At 40.8% G+C, this 15,301-nt stretch carries 21 protein-coding genes and 1 pseudogene; 10 read left to right on the top strand and 12 right to left on the bottom strand.

What is annotated here, in order from left to right:
• From V7L29_RS35475 to V7L29_RS10120, 4 genes and pseudogenes are all read right to left on the bottom strand, one after another.
• Positions 1-117 (bottom strand): annotated as a pseudogene (locus V7L29_RS35475) (IS982 family transposase); the annotation flags it as partial.
• Positions 118-192: 75 nt separating this feature from the next.
• Positions 193-864, bottom strand: coding sequence for a hypothetical protein (locus V7L29_RS10110; protein WP_334735357.1), 672 nt, complete (start codon positions 862-864; stop codon positions 193-195).
• Between the two features lie 757 nt (positions 865-1,621).
• Positions 1,622-2,431 (bottom strand): ABC transporter permease, encoded by an 810-nt coding sequence (locus V7L29_RS10115; protein ID WP_334693349.1) that lies wholly within the window; start codon positions 2,429-2,431, stop codon positions 1,622-1,624.
• A gap of 80 nt (positions 2,432-2,511) precedes the next feature.
• Positions 2,512-2,688: a hypothetical protein gene (locus V7L29_RS10120; protein WP_334693348.1), complete on the bottom strand. Its 177-nt coding sequence runs from the start codon at positions 2,686-2,688 to the stop codon at positions 2,512-2,514.
• Between the two features lie 38 nt (positions 2,689-2,726).
• On the opposite strand from V7L29_RS10120, the gene V7L29_RS10125 reads away from it, so the two are divergent.
• The 3 genes from V7L29_RS10125 to V7L29_RS10135 all read left to right on the top strand — a co-directional run bounded on the left by V7L29_RS10125 (position 2,727) and on the right by V7L29_RS10135 (position 5,112).
• On the top strand, positions 2,727-2,867 hold the full coding sequence (locus tag V7L29_RS10125; RefSeq protein WP_334693347.1) for a hypothetical protein: 141 nt from the start codon (positions 2,727-2,729) through the stop codon (positions 2,865-2,867).
• A complete protein-coding gene (locus V7L29_RS10130) occupies positions 2,864-3,265 on the top strand; it encodes a TonB-dependent receptor domain-containing protein (protein ID WP_334735358.1) in 402 nt (133 codons plus the stop codon). The genes V7L29_RS10125 and V7L29_RS10130 overlap by 4 nt, the downstream gene beginning before the upstream one ends.
• A gap of 761 nt (positions 3,266-4,026) precedes the next feature.
• Positions 4,027-5,112 (top strand): glycosyltransferase family 4 protein, encoded by a 1,086-nt coding sequence (locus V7L29_RS10135; protein ID WP_334735359.1) that lies wholly within the window; start codon positions 4,027-4,029, stop codon positions 5,110-5,112.
• A 180-nt stretch (positions 5,113-5,292) separates the two neighbouring features.
• On the opposite strand, the gene V7L29_RS35480 is transcribed toward V7L29_RS10135, so the two are convergent.
• A complete protein-coding gene (locus tag V7L29_RS35480) occupies positions 5,293-5,403 on the bottom strand; it encodes a hypothetical protein (protein ID WP_442944166.1) in 111 nt (36 codons plus the stop codon).
• Positions 5,404-5,615: 212 nt separating this feature from the next.
• Positions 5,616-7,073, bottom strand: a complete 1,458-nt coding sequence (locus V7L29_RS10145) for a phospholipase D-like domain-containing protein (protein ID WP_334693491.1) — start codon at positions 7,071-7,073, stop codon at positions 5,616-5,618.
• 219 nt (positions 7,074-7,292) lie between these two features.
• On the opposite strand from V7L29_RS10145, the gene V7L29_RS10150 reads away from it, so the two are divergent.
• Entirely contained in the window at positions 7,293-8,462 is a 1,170-nt protein-coding gene (locus tag V7L29_RS10150) for a cysteine desulfurase family protein (RefSeq protein ID WP_334693492.1), read from the top strand.
• A gap of 46 nt (positions 8,463-8,508) precedes the next feature.
• Positions 8,509-8,736 carry a hypothetical protein gene (locus V7L29_RS10155; RefSeq protein WP_334693493.1) on the top strand — a complete coding sequence of 76 codons (228 nt, stop codon included), beginning with the start codon at positions 8,509-8,511 and terminating at the stop codon, positions 8,734-8,736.
• Between the two features lie 244 nt (positions 8,737-8,980).
• Here V7L29_RS10155 and V7L29_RS10160 read toward each other — a convergent pair whose 3' ends face one another.
• The 3 genes from V7L29_RS10160 to V7L29_RS10170 all read right to left on the bottom strand — a co-directional run bounded on the left by V7L29_RS10160 (position 8,981) and on the right by V7L29_RS10170 (position 10,174).
• Positions 8,981-9,205 carry a hypothetical protein gene (locus V7L29_RS10160; RefSeq protein WP_334693494.1) on the bottom strand — a complete coding sequence of 75 codons (225 nt, stop codon included), beginning with the start codon at positions 9,203-9,205 and terminating at the stop codon, positions 8,981-8,983.
• 214 nt (positions 9,206-9,419) lie between these two features.
• Positions 9,420-9,773: a hypothetical protein gene (locus V7L29_RS10165; RefSeq protein ID WP_334735360.1), complete on the bottom strand. Its 354-nt coding sequence runs from the start codon at positions 9,771-9,773 to the stop codon at positions 9,420-9,422.
• Positions 9,770-10,174 carry a hypothetical protein gene (locus V7L29_RS10170; protein WP_334735361.1) on the bottom strand — a complete coding sequence of 135 codons (405 nt, stop codon included), beginning with the start codon at positions 10,172-10,174 and terminating at the stop codon, positions 9,770-9,772. The genes V7L29_RS10165 and V7L29_RS10170 overlap by 4 nt, the downstream gene beginning before the upstream one ends.
• Before the next feature lie 116 nt (positions 10,175-10,290).
• Here V7L29_RS10170 and V7L29_RS10175 point away from each other — a divergent pair, with 116 nt between their 5' ends.
• The 3 genes from V7L29_RS10175 (at position 10,291) to V7L29_RS10185 (ending at position 11,417) form a co-directional block, all read left to right on the top strand.
• Positions 10,291-10,449, top strand: coding sequence for a hypothetical protein (locus V7L29_RS10175; RefSeq protein ID WP_334693496.1), 159 nt, complete (start codon positions 10,291-10,293; stop codon positions 10,447-10,449).
• A 258-nt stretch (positions 10,450-10,707) separates the two neighbouring features.
• Complete coding sequence (locus tag V7L29_RS10180) at positions 10,708-10,986, top strand: hypothetical protein (protein ID WP_334735362.1); 279 nt, start codon at positions 10,708-10,710, stop codon at positions 10,984-10,986.
• Positions 10,983-11,417: a type II toxin-antitoxin system VapC family toxin gene (locus V7L29_RS10185; protein WP_334693498.1), complete on the top strand. Its 435-nt coding sequence runs from the start codon at positions 10,983-10,985 to the stop codon at positions 11,415-11,417. Before V7L29_RS10180 ends, V7L29_RS10185 begins: the two co-directional genes overlap by 4 nt.
• 530 nt (positions 11,418-11,947) lie before the next feature.
• Here V7L29_RS10185 and V7L29_RS10190 read toward each other — a convergent pair.
• Entirely contained in the window at positions 11,948-12,622 is a 675-nt protein-coding gene (locus V7L29_RS10190) for a cold shock and DUF1294 domain-containing protein (RefSeq protein ID WP_334735363.1), read from the bottom strand.
• A gap of 135 nt (positions 12,623-12,757) precedes the next feature.
• Here V7L29_RS10190 and V7L29_RS10195 point away from each other — a divergent pair, with 135 nt between their 5' ends.
• The gene (locus V7L29_RS10195; RefSeq protein ID WP_334735364.1) at positions 12,758-13,492 is read left to right on the top strand and encodes a DUF1995 family protein; all 735 of its coding nucleotides are present in this window, start codon (positions 12,758-12,760) and stop codon (positions 13,490-13,492) included.
• On the opposite strand, the gene V7L29_RS10200 is transcribed toward V7L29_RS10195, so the two are convergent.
• Positions 13,489-13,773 carry a hypothetical protein gene (locus V7L29_RS10200; RefSeq protein WP_334735365.1) on the bottom strand — a complete coding sequence of 95 codons (285 nt, stop codon included), beginning with the start codon at positions 13,771-13,773 and terminating at the stop codon, positions 13,489-13,491. The genes V7L29_RS10195 and V7L29_RS10200 overlap by 4 nt on opposite strands.
• Before the next feature lie 412 nt (positions 13,774-14,185).
• Here V7L29_RS10200 and V7L29_RS10205 point away from each other — a divergent pair, with 412 nt between their 5' ends.
• Entirely contained in the window at positions 14,186-14,800 is a 615-nt protein-coding gene (locus tag V7L29_RS10205) for a PEP-CTERM sorting domain-containing protein (RefSeq protein ID WP_334693501.1), read from the top strand.
• 234 nt (positions 14,801-15,034) lie between these two features.
• Here V7L29_RS10205 and V7L29_RS10210 read toward each other — a convergent pair whose 3' ends face one another.
• Complete coding sequence (locus V7L29_RS10210) at positions 15,035-15,298, bottom strand: element excision factor XisI family protein (protein ID WP_334693502.1); 264 nt, start codon at positions 15,296-15,298, stop codon at positions 15,035-15,037.
• Between the last annotated feature and the right edge of the window lie 3 nt (positions 15,299-15,301).

The following is a 15,301-nucleotide window of genomic DNA, read 5'->3' on the forward strand; positions in this document are numbered from 1 at the left end:
TCCAGTCATTGATGGTAGCTGCGGTACTTGTTGCCACATCCTCTCCCATGAGGAGCAGAAATCATCGACATCACAAAAAATTTGCGTTACATCCACCCGAGATACAATAGATTCCATCGCTGAGACACCATGCGTATTTTTCCTTTAATTCAAGTCTCAACCTTTTTTTGTACCTAAATCAACCCGTCGAACTCACGTTGAATTATCAACGGTGCGAACTTCTGTAGTGTTTGAGCCATCAGGACTATCAGGTTGGTTTTGGGTAGTATTACTGTTATCGTTAGGGCCTGTATCACCTAGTAATACTGAAATATTAGAACCCGGCGTTGCCAACAAATTAACTGTGACAGGAACACGTACTTTGACAAATCCACTAACAGAAATCGAACCAGTGGTAAAACCAGCGTTGGGAATAGTAGTTTCAAATGTACCGTTGCCATCTAAATCTGCGGTAATTGCGCCAGCTGTTGCTGGTCCTGTAATAGTAGTTTTACCTGGAATAAAGAAACGAGTGGGATCATTTCCTACATTAGTAATCAAAAAATCGTAGTACAGCAAATCATTAGAAACAACACTACCACCTGTTGTATCTGTCATGCCTTGAGAAGTCACCGTAATTCCTGCTATCTCTGCTACAGTAATTGTTACAGTATTGGAAGTAGTTTTATTAAGAACATTTACTCCCAAATTATTCACGTAATTATATTCAGCAGTTGCGGTGTTGTTGATAACAGTACCAGCAGGTGTACCATCTGCTAGAGAAGGCATTACTAGTGTAAATGGTCCTCCTAAAGAAATTGCTGCTGCTAATAAAAAACGATACTGATGCAATTTATGAGCAAAAAAGTTGCGTGATGGTTTCATGATTTCTCGACTGCTTTTCTTCGGTGTCAATAAAGCCCAAAACAATCGCATTAACGCTTATTTGTTGACAATAGGTTAAGCGTAGGTGTTGCCCGCACTTCTCTATAAGACGCTGCACCCTAAGCGAAGCTATACCGCAGGCTTTACGACTGCGCTTAGTACAAATCAGTCACCACCGCAGGCATCGCTTTCACCCTTGAAAAATCAATCAAACTATAAACCCTGATTATTTCGTTGATGCATTAGCCAAGGATTTTGTCAAGACTAATTTAGATGCGTTTACCCTGATAAAAAACTAACGCTGCTGGGCTGATTTGGCACTCAACTTTAGATACCTATTGTGTCTATAAAGCACAATAATTAACACCGTAAACTTACTTAATTTTAAATATACTGAAGTTTTAAGCAATTGTTATAAATATTAAATTCTTGACCCTTAATACCAATTCCGTATGAAGATGCACAGAATGATCCGCCTGAAATCTTTGCTAGATAAAGGGACTGTTCTATCAAGGCTCACATAAAATTGATATAACTCTCAATAGGATTAGGTTAAAACAAAAACCAGACAGACTAGGGGTTATCACTCAAGTGTAATGAGATTGAATGCAACTTAAAGAATTCTTACTGTTCTCATCTGTGATTAAATCAGGTACGGTATTCAAAGCCTTAGAAACTGCGATGCCATTTAATGCCATTGGACAAGCGAGATCGTTGAAGCTAAAGTAGGCGAAGATCGTAAAGATTGATTTGACTCTTATTTGAAGCTTTTATTCTCTCCAGAAGCACGAATTAATTCAGCGACAAGAGCAACAATCGCAGATACTGAAATCAACATCACACTCAGAGCATTAATATCAGGTTTAACTCCTGTTCTAATGCGGCTAAAAATTTCCATTGGCAGAGTGTTATAACCGCTACCAGCAGTAAAACTGGCAATGAGAAAGTCATCTAAGCTGAGGACAAAAGCCAACAGACAACCAGCTACAATACCAGGCATTAATTGAGGTAGTAATACTTTGATGAAAGCTTGCGTTGGTGTAGCGCCTAAATCTAGTGCTGCTTCTTCTAAGTGAGGATCTAAATTGGTAAGTCGTGAAGCAACCACAAGTCCAACGTAAGCCAGACAAAACACCACATGGGCTGCAACTATCGTCCACAAACTTAAAGGGATTGCAAACGCCGCTAGACATACCAAGGTAGCCACTGCGATCGCAATATCAGGAATAATCAATGGTAGGTAAGCAATACCACGATACAATTTCTTACCAGGAAATTGGTAACGCGCCAACCCAACCGCCATTAAGGTTCCTAGCACTGCTGAAATCCCGACTGCACAACCAGCAACTATTATACTGTTTTGCAAAGCCGATAAGATGCGATCGTCACTGAACAACTTGCGATACCAATCGAGAGTGAATCCTTGCCAAGTTGCACTGTAGGGCGACTGATTGAAGCTATAAAAGCCAAGTACCAGTATGGGCAGGTACATAAACACAAATATCAGTAGTGAGAAAACCGCCTGCCATGAGACACGCGGTTTTTTGAGAGATGGAGAGATATTCATGTTTATATTTGATTTTTATTGATAGCAATTAAAAATATCATTTTTTATGTAATAAGTCAATATTTTGACTAATAAAAAATCTATCCTTGTGCGTGTAGGCGTAGCTCGTCGTAGCGAAAAGTCGAGCCAGTGCGCCCTTGCGGTTTCCCGACTTGTTCGCTCTTAGCGTTCCCGCTCTTTAGCAACTGGCGTCGGAGCGGCGGCTTCCGCCGTTGGCGCAGCCCGCCGCAGGCATCTGAACTTTTCAAGACAGACATCGCTTCATTTTGTTTGCAGTTATGGAAAGTGGGAAAGCGTGGCAACACGGTTTTATCGGTGGCAAAAAGCCGGGATTTGGAACCAAATCCTAGAAAATTTGCAAGCTATGCCTGCGGCGGGCTACGCCTACGCAGATCAACAAGGAAATCTTGATTGGGAGGTTCACTATGTGGAGTGAAGTCAACGCAGGCGATCGCTTCCTATGCTTATACTAATGCAAAAGTCACCGAGGATAAAACCTATGCGGTAGGCAATAGATTGGAGGATGTGCCAAAGAATCAAGCTAGCCTTTGGACAACCTATGAACTCCAAAATGGCGATTTCAAGGGTTTGGGATTTGGTCTGGGGCTATTTTATGTGGGTACGTGGGCGGGAGATTTAGATAACTCATTTGAAGTCCCCGATTACTTGCGTACCGATGCGGCGATTTACTACCGTAGAGATGCTTTAAAGGCTGCTATCAATATTCGTAATCTATTTGATACGGAATATTTCGTTGACAGCAATGGAACAAGAGCAAGGGTTAAAACAGGTGCGCCTTTTACAATCATCGCTTCTATCAGTTGGGAGTTTTAACTAGCTCTCCTCTAGGCAATCGGTTGAATAACTTACCCCAACATAGTTTTAACTTCTTAATTTATTTTTTGTCAGTCCCTAAAGCCCCAGAAATAGTACAGCGGGCGCCTAAATCCAGCTAGCATCTCAATTAACAAGACAAGTTGCTCAGAGCAACTAGTTATATCATGTCCGGCTAATTAGTTATGATTACCACATCTGTGCAAAAACTAGGAAACTTTCTTTTCCTCTGCTTATTGCTCCCTGCTTCCCTGCGATTTTAATGATAAGTCTTTAACCGGACACGATATTAAAGGGAGGCAAACTTCTCTATCTTACGAAAATCTACTCTTTGGACGGCTATAGGTGATTCTTGAGGTACGGAAAGCCGCCCAAAGAATAGCTAGACACTTTATTCTTTAATTAATATTTGAAAATCAGATAATTAACAGGCGATAATACAGCTTTTTCGCCTATTATCATCATTTAACTTAGATTTTGACGATTAGATAAAATTCATATTTTTAAAAAAATCTATATTTTCAATTGTACCAAATCACCAAAAATTAATAAATTAGAATGGATTTACCTCTTTAGGAGTGGGTAATTTCCGTACTAGGATAGACGAAAAATATAGAAATAAGAGCATAAGATTTGAAGGAAATTGTTAATAAGTTTAGTATCTGAAGTTACTTTCTGATGCAGAGTGAATCAATTACAAGCACTCCAACAACAGAAAGAAAGAACTTCTAATTCAATTTTTATTTTTTAGGAGGTTTGTGATGCGAATTGCTCAAATAGCTCCACTGTGGGAGAGAGTTCCACCTCCAGCTTATGGTGGTGTAGAGTTAGTAGTGGGGTTATTGACCGATGAATTAGTCCGACGCGGACACGAAGTAACTTTATTTGCATCGGGAGATTCTATTACTTTGGGAGCACTAACGTCAGTTCATCCCCGTGCCCTCAGACTCGATACTACTATCAAAGATTACGGCATTTACGAATTGCTAAATCTAGCTTCGGTATATGAACGCGCAGAAGAGTTTGATATTATTCACTCTCATGTGGGGCATGGGGCACTGACTTATGCGAATCTCGTCACAACCCCTACGGTTCACACATTGCACGGTATTTTTACTCCTGACAACGAAAAGATATTTAGTTTTGCTAAAAAACAACCCTACGTGAATATTTCCGATGCACAACGAGAACCAAGGTTAGGGTTGAACTCTATAGCAACGGTCTACAACGGGATTGATGTCAGCAGTTATGAGTTTCACGCCCAACTAGAAAATCCGCCCTACCTAGCGTTTTTGGGTCGGATGTCTCCTGAAAAGGGAGCACATTTAGCAATAGAAATTGCCAAAGAAACTGGTTGGCATTTGAAAATGGCAGGCAAGGTGGATGTCGTTGATGTGGAATACTTTGAGAAGGAAATTAAACCGCACATTGACGGCAAGCAAATTGAGTATCTGGGTGAAGCTAACCATGCTCAAAAAAATGCTCTCATGGGAGGTGCAGTCGCAACTCTGTTTCCGATCACTTGGCGGGAACCGTTTGGGTTGGTGATGGTTGAATCAATGGCTTCTGGTACGCCAGTGATTGCGATAAAATTGGGGTCTACTGAAGAGGTAATTTCCCACGGCAAGACGGGTTTCCTCTGCAATAATATTCAAGAGTGCATCAGTGCTATTGACCAAGTAACAGAGTTAGACCGCTATGCCTGTCGCCAGCATGCCGAAAATATTTTCAGCGTTAAGCACATGACTGATGGCTATGAGGCGGTTTATCAACAAGTAATAGCAGAACGATTTTCTCAGAATGGGCATTCCCGTAGTTTGCTTAGTTTAAGTAGCGATCGCAGTTAAATTGTCTTTCCCACATCCCCGACAACTTTTACGAAGTCGGGGATCTTGTTAGTCAAATCAAAAGACCTCTAAGAGGTTTTACTACGCAAAACCTGTGCCTCTGGGAGTCCGAGACGCACAGAATTGAACTTTAGTTCAAGGCAGGGAGAGGTTTATCTAACTCGCGTTAAATAAAAACTGCTACCAAGTAACTTGATCGCGCCATTTTTCCAATGTCTTAGCACTAACTCCTGGAACTCTTTCTAAGTCTTGTAAAGATGTAAATTTTTGTTGTTGACGGCTAAGAATTATTCGCTGTGCTAACTTCTTACCTACACCAGGAAGAGTTGCTAATTATTCTAGACTTGCAGTGTTGATATTTATTTGTTTAATAGACCTCTTGCAAAAGTCCCAAAATCAGGTATGTCATTCTGTTCGCGCAGTGTTCCCGCAGGGTACGAAACGCAGTGGAGAGAAGAATCTCACTAGATGTATCGCTCCGCTTAATATGACAATTTAAGCATTTATGCAAGAGGTCTAATTACTTGTAGTTCGCTAGATGAAGAAGTTTTTATCTGGGGACACCGTGTTTGTTCTAATTTAATTTTTTCTTGAATTCTTGGTGGTAAACCGGGTTTAACTTTGGTATAAAGACGAGCAAATTCTCGCACATAATGAGCAGCAACTATGGGACTTTCAATCACTACAAGCGTCTCATCATTACCCTTATTGGCAGCATCTGACCAATTATGAGAACCTGTAATTACTGTATGACTATCAATAACACCAAATTTGTGATGCAATAAATCGCCTTTGGGTAACACAGGTACACCTACAGTAGTAATTGGATTTGACCAAGGATGGTTATCAAGTTCATATTTACATTTGTTACTGAGAGCAACCCCCATCATATCCAATACTTCGCTATAAGGACGATAGGCAAATTGTGGTTCAATTAAAGCGCGAATTTGTACACTTTGTTGATGGCGTTTTTCTAAAATATTCGCAAGGCGCTGTTCTGAAAAGACAAATAACGCCATATCAATAGATTTGGTTGCTGAATCTAAAGTTTTAGCAATTAAACCATTACTACTGTTACTCCAAGGTTGAGTTGGGGAAGTAGGCGAAAATTGCACAGTAATTTGGGTGTTACCTAAAGTTATTTGTTTTGGTAAACGCATCGGCTTTTGCAAACCAAATCGACTATCTGGCTGACCTCCCGGCCCATCACCCCACATGATGTTAAACTCTTCTGTAAATAAAGATGCTAATTCCGGGCTGTCAATCTGCAATAAGTTATTTGCATTGCCTAAACTGCTAGAATTTGTGAAATCACCAGAAGTATCACTTAAAGTAAAATTTGCCGAAGTGATGATTACAATGCGATTGTCCACAATCACAAATTTGTGATGCATCAAACTGCTACCCGCTGAACCATCGGCTTGATCATCTATCCAGGGAATTTTGGCATTTTGCAAAATTACCAAAGCATCTCTTTGATTGATTTCTGCGGGACTAAGTTGATTATCTTGGTTAATATCGATAAATTTACGAAATTCGTGATAGCGTTCCTGTTCTCTTTTATCTAACTTACCTATTTCAGCAGATGTAAAGCTACTCCAAGGTCGGCTATAGATATTTTCTAAAATTATCCTGACTTTTACCCCAGCTTTTTGTCTATCAACCAATGCTTGGGCAACTTTGGGTAAACGTAATTCTTGCACCGCCACATCTACTGTAGATTTAGCGTGCGTAATAGCATCGACAATCTGTTTTTCTAAATCATCTCCCAGGCGAGTTTGCTGACGGTAAGCTTCTTTGTATTCTGAAGACTCAGAATGGTTAAAGAAAACTTGAACTAAGGGATCTTGTGGTAAAGGTGCTGGACGTTGATTGTAGGACTCGACGCGTTGACAACCAGCGACGGGAAATATCAGTAAAAAGATATATAAAAAATATCTTTGTCTAGAGATAAGTTGCACTGTAATCTGTTAAAAGTGGATTGAGAGTGGACATATTTATCATTCCCAAAATTTTGTGTTCTGAATGAAGTAGAGAAATAACTTTCCAAGTAAAGGGAAAAATCCACTGCTAGAGGCAGAATTAGAGGGATTTTTTTCAGGATTTGTCCACTAAAACTGTATATGCTGAAAAGATCAGCAGCCTACTACTAACGTGTGTTCTCACCATTATTCAGTTGTATGCAAATTTATCTAGATTACAGTGCCACTACTCCGACTCGAAAAGAAGCGATCGCAGTTATGCAAACAGTCCTCACCCAACAGTGGGGCAATCCTTCCAGCTTACACGAGTGGGGACAACGGGCTGCTACGGTTGTGGAACAAGCCAGAGTCCAAGTAGCTGGTTTAATTAACGCTGTCGATCCGGCATCCATAATCTTTACCTCTGGCGGCACTGAGGCAAATAATCTAGCAATTATGGGCGTGGCTCGATTGTATGCTGTTCCTCAACATATAATTATTTCCAGCGTCGAGCATTCTGCAATTTCTGAGACAGTACGGTTCTTAGAGATGTGGGGTTGGGAAGTTACGCGCTTGTCTGTAGATATTAAAGGTAGAGTCAATCCCCTAGATTTAAAGGCAGCGTTGCGACATAACACAGTTTTGGTTTCAGTGATTTACGGTCAAAGTGAAGTTGGGACTGTGCAACCGATCGCAGAACTGGGTAAGATTGTACGATCGCATAGGGCTTTGTTCCATACAGATGCGGTGCAAGCTGCGGGACGCTTACCCATAGATGTGCAACAACTGTCCGTAGACTTACTTAGTCTTTCCAGTCATAAAATATATGGCCCCCAAGGTGCAGGGGCATTGTACGTGCGTCTTGGTGTGGATTTGATACCTTTACTAGGTGGTGGTGGGCAAGAAATGGGACTACGTTCTGGTACGCAAGCAGTACCAATAATTGCGGGGTTTGGTGTAGCAGCAGAATTAGCAGCCGAAGAACTAGCTACAGAAACACCACGATTGATCGAGTTACGCGATCGCGCGTTTGCCCAATTAGCTGAGATTCCTGGTTTAATTGTTACAGGGGATGCTTGCGATCGTTTACCTCACCATATCAGTATGTGCTTAGAAAACGCCGATGGTGAAAAACTCAGCGGTAAAACCTTAGTACGACAGCTAAACCTTGCTGGTATTGGTATCAGTGCTGGTGCTGCCTGTCACAGTGGCAAACTTAGCCCTAGCCCGATATTGTTAGCGATGGGCTATTCCGAAAAAGCCGCTTTAGGCGGAATTCGCATCACATTGGGGCATGATACTACTGAGGCTGATATAGATTGGACAGTAATGGTGTTGAAGCAAGTTTTGCAAAGGCTAACACCGGATTTATCTTTAGTTAAGCGTTGATCGCTCATACTAAAATTTAGATACAGCATTTGTCGGAGTATTTTCTATGTCCCTGCAAGAGCTTAAAGAGCAAGCCCGTCAACTGCCAGTGAGCGATCGCCTTGAACTCGTCCGTGCGATTATTGAATCCTTGCAAGATGTTCCAATCCAATCACCTGAGCGATCGCGTATTATCAAGCAGATGAAAGGTTTATTGAAGACCGACCAGCCAGCGCCGACTGATGAACAGGTGAAGTCCATGCTAGAAGAACGTCGGGTAAAGAAGTATCTTTAGTGATTTTGATTGATACCAACATTGTTATAGCGTTTCCTAAGCAACTGAGGTACACTCAAATCTTTTTTACCAAGGTTAGTCGCTTTGAAAACGTACCTCACCAGGTCGGTAATCGGTGAGTTAGGGATGTTGGTGTAGCCTGCGTGTGTTGTGTGCCAAGCGTTGGCGATTGCACTGTAAAATTATAGGTTTACCAGAGGTGAGGAGAGATTCACTCATCCTGAGTTGGTTTTTCAGTTTACATCTAACTGTTTTTCCCCCTAACATACTTCATCCTGAGCGATGATTTAAAGAGACGACCAACCCGAAGTTGCCCTGGATAATCTGGACGATCTTCAAACATTCCTACATTTTTCATTCGTTCAATTGAAGTTCTAATTTCTCTTGCGTCTATATCTACTTTTGAAGCAAGCTCTGAAATACGTTCATCCAGCTTAAATGGAGTCTTCAAGCCTTCAAAAGCATCCAATAACGCTTTAATCTTGGCCTGATTTTCAGAAAAATCCTCTGAGAGACTGATTAAGTAATTTAACTCAGATTGAAGTTGGCCTAAATACTCTCTAGCTGCTGCTTCATGAGCAATGAATATAAGATTTTGGCTTATCTTGCCATCTTTAGCAAGTTGCGAACCTTGAAAAGAACCAACATCAGTCGGTTTTGGATCAGCAATTACTTGAAGAAACTTATCGAAAACTAATTCCTAATAGAGGTGGCTGCTCTATAGAACTTGTTGTGTCTAGTTCTTGATTGATGAGAGCACTAAGCCAATGATGACCTCTATCACTATTGTTGGGATATTCTGTTGAAAATTCATCAGAAGTAAGCAGTCGCAATGAAAGCAGAGAGTTTCGCAGAACTTTTCGTAGTTCTGCGACACTAGTTTTAACTAATTTACAGAAACTAAGCTCACGTTCATCCGGCTCAAGGTCAGTAAAGCTAGGTGATATGCAGATTATATGAACGTATGGAAATCGAAATATCGTTTTGACTTCCCCAGCTTTTTTTGCCGCTTTAAGGAGTTGATTTGCATTCATCACAGGCTTATTCCTTTACTGATAAGACTAGTTCTAATATCCTTAATAATTTCTAAAGCTTCTTTTAATTGGTTATCTGTGGATTTTCCAGGAAAATCAGCTTCATGCCTAAGATATCTAATGTCGGGATAGCGATTGCCATCAACGTTAACCTCAGATCCGTTTCTATGAGTGCAGTATAAAGCGGAAAGTTTAGATTCTAGCTGTCTTCCTAGAGAAGTTTCGCCTAGATCAGTAGTTAGCCAATCGATGATATAGTGTCCGTTCTTCCACGAGCTAGATTGATGAAAGTAATCCTTTATTGAAAGCTCTAGCACTACCAATGAACAGTACAGACATAAAAGAGGATTGCTAGGATTTGAGGTACCAAATTGAAAAGATTTTTGATTGTAACTGTGAGGCATAGTGAATAAATCAAGGATCTAGTTCTAGATCTTAAAATGGCTGATTTTCTTAGTATCAATTATATGGGACAGATATAGCGTAGCTAACACCAGGGGCAAAGTAGTAGAAACTTTTCATGAAAACACGTTTTTTAGTAGCGATTTTTTACACCCAATCAGCACTGAAACCTGTAATCTCAGCTACTTGCTCTACTTTCATTGGTTTTCTCGGTCGGCTCAACAGACGAATCACTAATCATCGTGTGCGTTCTTTTACTTCTCTACAACGTCGGTAGCGTTGGGTTAATTCTGCGTAATCCAGGTGAGGAATGATCTTAATCAGAGTTCGGGGCATCGCTGTACACCGATTTTACTTCCCTTAAATAATACTATCTATCGCAACTTGGTATTAAAGCAGTTAGGATCAGATGAAGAGACGTAGAATTAGTCGTTTCAGCATAAGGAAGAAATGCGATCATCAATTTCGTGCAAGTTCCTGAGTAAGTGCGATCGCACTCTAAAATTGGGATGTAAAGCCCTTTATGTTTACTGCTATGAACTTTCCTCCCCAACTCCAACAGAAGATCGAAAAATGGGCAAGCAGTCAGGGAATATCGACTGAGCAGTTTGTTTTGCAAGCGGTTGCTGAAAAAATTGATGCACTCACTCAGCAAACGACAGAAGCAACCAATGCAGTGTCTTCTAACCAACCAAAAATCTATCGAAAAGAAGGGATTTTGGTTGTAGATGCCCAATTAGCAGAAAACTTTGATTTGAATACCTTCATAGATGAATTGAGAGAAGAACGCATTCAAGATCAAATGGCTTTATGAAAGTCTTGTTTGATACCTCTGTGTTGGTTGCTGCATTAACTGTCAATCACCCAAAGCATTCTGTTTGCTTCTCACGGCTGAAGGCAGCAGAATCTAGGCAAGTTCAAGGATTTATCTCAACTCACAGTTTAGCAGAAACGTATTCTGTAATCACGCGCTTACCCATTCAGCCGCATATTACTCCCCAAGAGGCTCAGAGCATTATTGTAGATATTTTGCAGTATCTTGAGGGGATTCCACTACTCTCCAATGACTATCAGGCTGCGATCGCGCAAATGGCAACCTTAAACTTTCCTGGTGGTGGTATTTTCGATGCTCTGATTGCTCAAGCTGCCTTGAAGGCAGAGGTAGCTGTTCTCCTGACGCTGAATCCGAATCACTTCACTCGTTTGGGAAAGGCAATTGCTGATCTCGTGCAAGTTCCTCAGTAAGTGCGATCGCAGATCCATATGTCATGGCTGCCGAAAGAGTTAAACGAGTTTTTTCCCAAAAGGTAATATTTTGAGTCATAAAAGAGTTCAAGCATGACTTATTTTCATTACTTTTGATTAAGGCTTTTCTTGAATGAGTAAAACCATCATTGGAAGTGGGATGTCTCTTGGCTCTACGATTGGCAGCTATATCCCAGCCTTGTGGGGTGGAAGTTTGCTATCGTTCACCTCGATATTCTTGGGCGTCATTGGTGGCCTTGTGGGGATTTGGCTTGGGTATCGCGTATCAAAATATCTCGGTTTTATCTGATCGGCGCTCTATGTCACTGTTACTGAAAAGCCTTAAACAAGTCTTTTACCAACAGGTAAAATTTTGAGTGTATCTCCCATACGATCGCACTTCTTAAATTGGGATGTGAAGCACCTGTTTACTTTTATGAACTTTCTTCCTCAACTTCAATAGCAGATCGAAAAATGGGCAAGCAGCCAGGGAATCTCGACTGAGCAGTTTGTTTTGCAAGGGATCTCTGCTACCCTCTAGAAACAATGCCTAGAAATAAACCCACCAGTCTTTTCCCAAAGAAAAGCCAATCCAACCAAAATATGATGTGAACAGCTACTATTACCCAAAATACAACTTGGTATGAAACCTTGCTACTTTTGTGACGTAATCTTCGTTGGGCGATGAATCCCCCCAACCATCCACCCATGAATTCACACAAATGTAATGTCTTTTCTGGTACTCTCCAACACCCCTGCTTTGCCCGAGATTTATCATCTGCGTACAGTGCAAAAGTAAGAAAACTCATTACAGGATAGAGAATTAGAGGAATTGGGTTGAAAGTCGTCAATGCAAAATGCATTGCTCCTAAACTTGGTAATAAAGATAAGAGCAATACCTCGAACATTAAAGAAGATTTTGCTTTAAGCTGGAATGTTTCTTTCTCGATTGCAGAAGATGAGGTTATCTGCATAGGTTTGGATACAACTCCCTCAATAAAGGCGTTGCAAGCATGAATTCTGCCGTCTTTATCAACCCTTAGCTGATAGCAAATCACATCACCAACTTGTGGACGATGATTTGTTTCTTTGAGTGCAGTGATATGAAGAAAAACGTCTTGAGTGCCATCACTGGAGCGGATAAAGCCAAAACCCTTGTCATCCTTCCATGTTGTTAATTTACCTTTACGCAAAACAGGTTTCATCAAAGACCATGATATTAATACTTCATTTTTAAGGTTCCCATATCAAGATCAAATGATTCATATTCAAATTTAGCAACGCCAAAATCAGAACTAATACTGAAACAATGGAAGTAATGCTAGAGTGACATATAAACTATGAGTGAATTACCTAACAGTCTTGAAGATGCGATCGCCCAATCTCAGACAGCCGTCCAAGCTGGTCTTGCAGATGGTTGTACTCGCCTACAAGTTGAGTTCCTGTTCCCGGAACTCAAGTTTATGCCCGTGGCGGAACAATTTCTGCCCGTGTTTACAGAATATGATTCCCGTTTGAAGATTTTCTTTGCTGACGCTGGTGCTGCGGCCCTTGCCCGCCGGAATTGGGCTGACACACCATTTCAAATTTTGGATATCGGGACGGGTAGAGCTGCTTCCTTGCAGACAAAAATTCAGCCAGAGGATGAAATTTTCTTATTCATTGCCCCCACTTATGTAGAAGTACCGCAGTTGGAAAAGTTGTGTGAAGTAATAGGCGATCGCCCTTTAGTCTTGTTAAATCCCCGTCTAGAAGATTCTGGAACTGTGGGCATCGGTTACACAGCTAGAAAAATCCGCGATCGTTTTATCAATACCATTGAATCCGCCTATTACCTCCGCCCCGTAGACGATCAAAGCGCCCTATGTCGCTGCTACCCAGGACAGTGGGAAGTTTGGCTGGAAATCGGCGGCGAATATCAAAGAATTGCCGAATTACCTACAAAACCATCGGGTGATGAGTTGGATCTCATTCTCTTGAAGGGACAACCACAAACAACAACAGACGCGACACCTGCGAGAAAGCCCAGTGTGTTTAAGAGTTTGCAACGGTTCTTAAAGGCGTTGAGTAGTTAGGAGAAAGCAGAGGTAGCAGGAGGAAACTTGCTCATCTGCTGCCTCATTTTGAGTTTTTTATTGATATACCCTATTTCAAGTAAAATACGTAACATTTCCATATAACCCAATACGCTTGGGTTAAGAATTTTTTCCTTCTCTTTGCGTCCTACCCTGCGGGAAGCCACTTCGTGTCTTTGCGTCCTTGGCGGTTCGTTAAGAAAATTGACTTGAAGAAAGAGTTTTAGCCTTAACTGAATCGTATTGCCATATAACCTACATTCCGCACCCAGTGGTGTCATACATAAAGAAAATGTCGATAAATTAGTACAAAATAACTAAACCGGATGAATGGTCACTAACCTTAATGCTATTAATACTCTTAAGGTTAGTGACCGGGTAGAAAGGAGAGTTTTGTGATCAAGAAAGAAGAGAGGAGGAGTTTAGCATATTCCCCTCCGTTTTTTATATTTGGAGGGAGGGGATTTTATTATGGAAAGCGGTCCGACACGCCTGTGTGAAGCATAGGCGCAGAGTAACTAGCAACTTGGGTTAATTGCTCTTAATTAATATATGAAAAATCTAGGTTTATAGGTATAATCTATTAGTCAAATCGGTAATTTTTTTATTTCTTTATCATAAATTCGGCTGTTACTGCCGTGTCACACGAGTACACTCACTTGCACTAATTTGTTAATTGGAGCTATTTAATCAATGAAAAGCTTTTTCGCCCTAGCCGCAGGGCACGTAGCAACTAGTTTGGCACTCTGTACAACTTCCATCATTGCTTCTACTAATCTGGCTCAAGCTGCTGATTTAACATTTAACTGGAAGGGTGATGCTGGTTATTCGGCTTCTGGCTCGTTCAGCTATGATGAAACCACCACTCCAACCATAATTTCCGAAAGTGGTGCGGGATCTACAAAAGCCTTACAGTCACTCAATGTTTCTTTTTTCAATCCATTACAGGAGTTGATTGGAACTAAAAACGAGGTTGTTAATGGTGTATCAAGCAATCAGTTTTTCAATTTTAACTTTGACACGACTACAGGCAATTTATTTGGGGCTTTTGATTTAGGCACTGGTAGTGGTAAAGGTGATGTTTTTATCAGCAATGTTGAGACTCCCGACGGTACCTTTATCTCTCCGGGAGCAACCTATTATCTTTACCGAAATATTGCAGTAGGCAATACTCAATTACTCGACTCGAGTCCGAATCGAATTAAAGCATCTGCGGTTCCTGAACCGACAACTGTTTTGGGAACCTTGGTAGTTGGCATATTGGGTGTAGCACTCAGCAGCAACAGAACTGTTTTCAAAAAGATATAACTGATGAGGCTCTTGACTTTTCCCGCTAAGTTAGGAAGCATCAAAATAGCAAGGGTTTCACACCCAAGTTTCTTCTCAACAAGTTAAATTGAATGTCATTGCGCCAAAGGGGATTACCTCTCTAAACTCCCAACCACCAGAGTATCAAAATGCATCACAGGGACAAAAACCCTACGTCTATTTTGCCAATCAATAGACCTGTTGCATAATTATTTTGTAGTGTGATTAGAGGTTCTAGAAAAAATCCATATCAGAATCTATACAGAGAAGTTTTGTTACCTCATTAGGATGTCTGATAGAGATAGAAAGCAAATTTTTCAAACCTACTATCGTACCATAATTTATTTTTGCAAGAGGTCTAATATATATCATTTGGTAATGGTCTTGTTTTCCGTCAAAAATTGTTTGAGCTTCAATTTCATTATTAGAGGAGGCACGTTGAGCATATTCTGTAAATAATTGACGAATCCACTTTTGATATTTATCTAAATCTGCCATCGG

Origin of the sequence: Nostoc sp. (assembly GCF_036916575.1) — a bacterium.
Taxonomy (GTDB): domain Bacteria; phylum Cyanobacteriota; class Cyanobacteriia; order Cyanobacteriales; family Nostocaceae; genus Nostoc.

What these genes read in the sequence shown, in the direction of transcription:
- V7L29_RS10185 (WP_334693498.1), top strand. Translation starts at nt 10,983, where the DNA reads ATGAAAGTCTTGTTTGATACCTCTGTGTTGGTTGCTGCATTAACTGTC.
- V7L29_RS10175 (WP_334693496.1), top strand. Translation starts at nt 10,291, where the DNA reads ATGAAAACACGTTTTTTAGTAGCGATTTTTTACACCCAATCAGCACTG.
- V7L29_RS10210 (WP_334693502.1), bottom strand. Translation starts at nt 15,298, where the DNA reads ATGGCAGATTTAGATAAATATCAAAAGTGGATTCGTCAATTATTTACA.
- V7L29_RS10200 (WP_334735365.1), bottom strand. Translation starts at nt 13,773, where the DNA reads ATGACACCACTGGGTGCGGAATGTAGGTTATATGGCAATACGATTCAG.
- V7L29_RS10120 (WP_334693348.1), bottom strand. Translation starts at nt 2,688, where the DNA reads ATGTCTGTCTTGAAAAGTTCAGATGCCTGCGGCGGGCTGCGCCAACGG.
- V7L29_RS10150 (WP_334693492.1), top strand. Translation starts at nt 7,293, where the DNA reads ATGCAAATTTATCTAGATTACAGTGCCACTACTCCGACTCGAAAAGAA.
- V7L29_RS10115 (WP_334693349.1), bottom strand. Translation starts at nt 2,431, where the DNA reads ATGAATATCTCTCCATCTCTCAAAAAACCGCGTGTCTCATGGCAGGCG.
- V7L29_RS10110 (WP_334735357.1), bottom strand. Translation starts at nt 864, where the DNA reads ATGAAACCATCACGCAACTTTTTTGCTCATAAATTGCATCAGTATCGT.
- V7L29_RS10195 (WP_334735364.1), top strand. Translation starts at nt 12,758, where the DNA reads ATGAGTGAATTACCTAACAGTCTTGAAGATGCGATCGCCCAATCTCAG.
- V7L29_RS10155 (WP_334693493.1), top strand. Translation starts at nt 8,509, where the DNA reads ATGTCCCTGCAAGAGCTTAAAGAGCAAGCCCGTCAACTGCCAGTGAGC.
- V7L29_RS10170 (WP_334735361.1), bottom strand. Translation starts at nt 10,174, where the DNA reads ATGCCTCACAGTTACAATCAAAAATCTTTTCAATTTGGTACCTCAAAT.
- V7L29_RS10190 (WP_334735363.1), bottom strand. Translation starts at nt 12,622, where the DNA reads ATGAAACCTGTTTTGCGTAAAGGTAAATTAACAACATGGAAGGATGAC.
- V7L29_RS10205 (WP_334693501.1), top strand. Translation starts at nt 14,186, where the DNA reads ATGAAAAGCTTTTTCGCCCTAGCCGCAGGGCACGTAGCAACTAGTTTG.
- V7L29_RS10135 (WP_334735359.1), top strand. Translation starts at nt 4,027, where the DNA reads ATGCGAATTGCTCAAATAGCTCCACTGTGGGAGAGAGTTCCACCTCCA.
- V7L29_RS10180 (WP_334735362.1), top strand. Translation starts at nt 10,708, where the DNA reads ATGAACTTTCCTCCCCAACTCCAACAGAAGATCGAAAAATGGGCAAGC.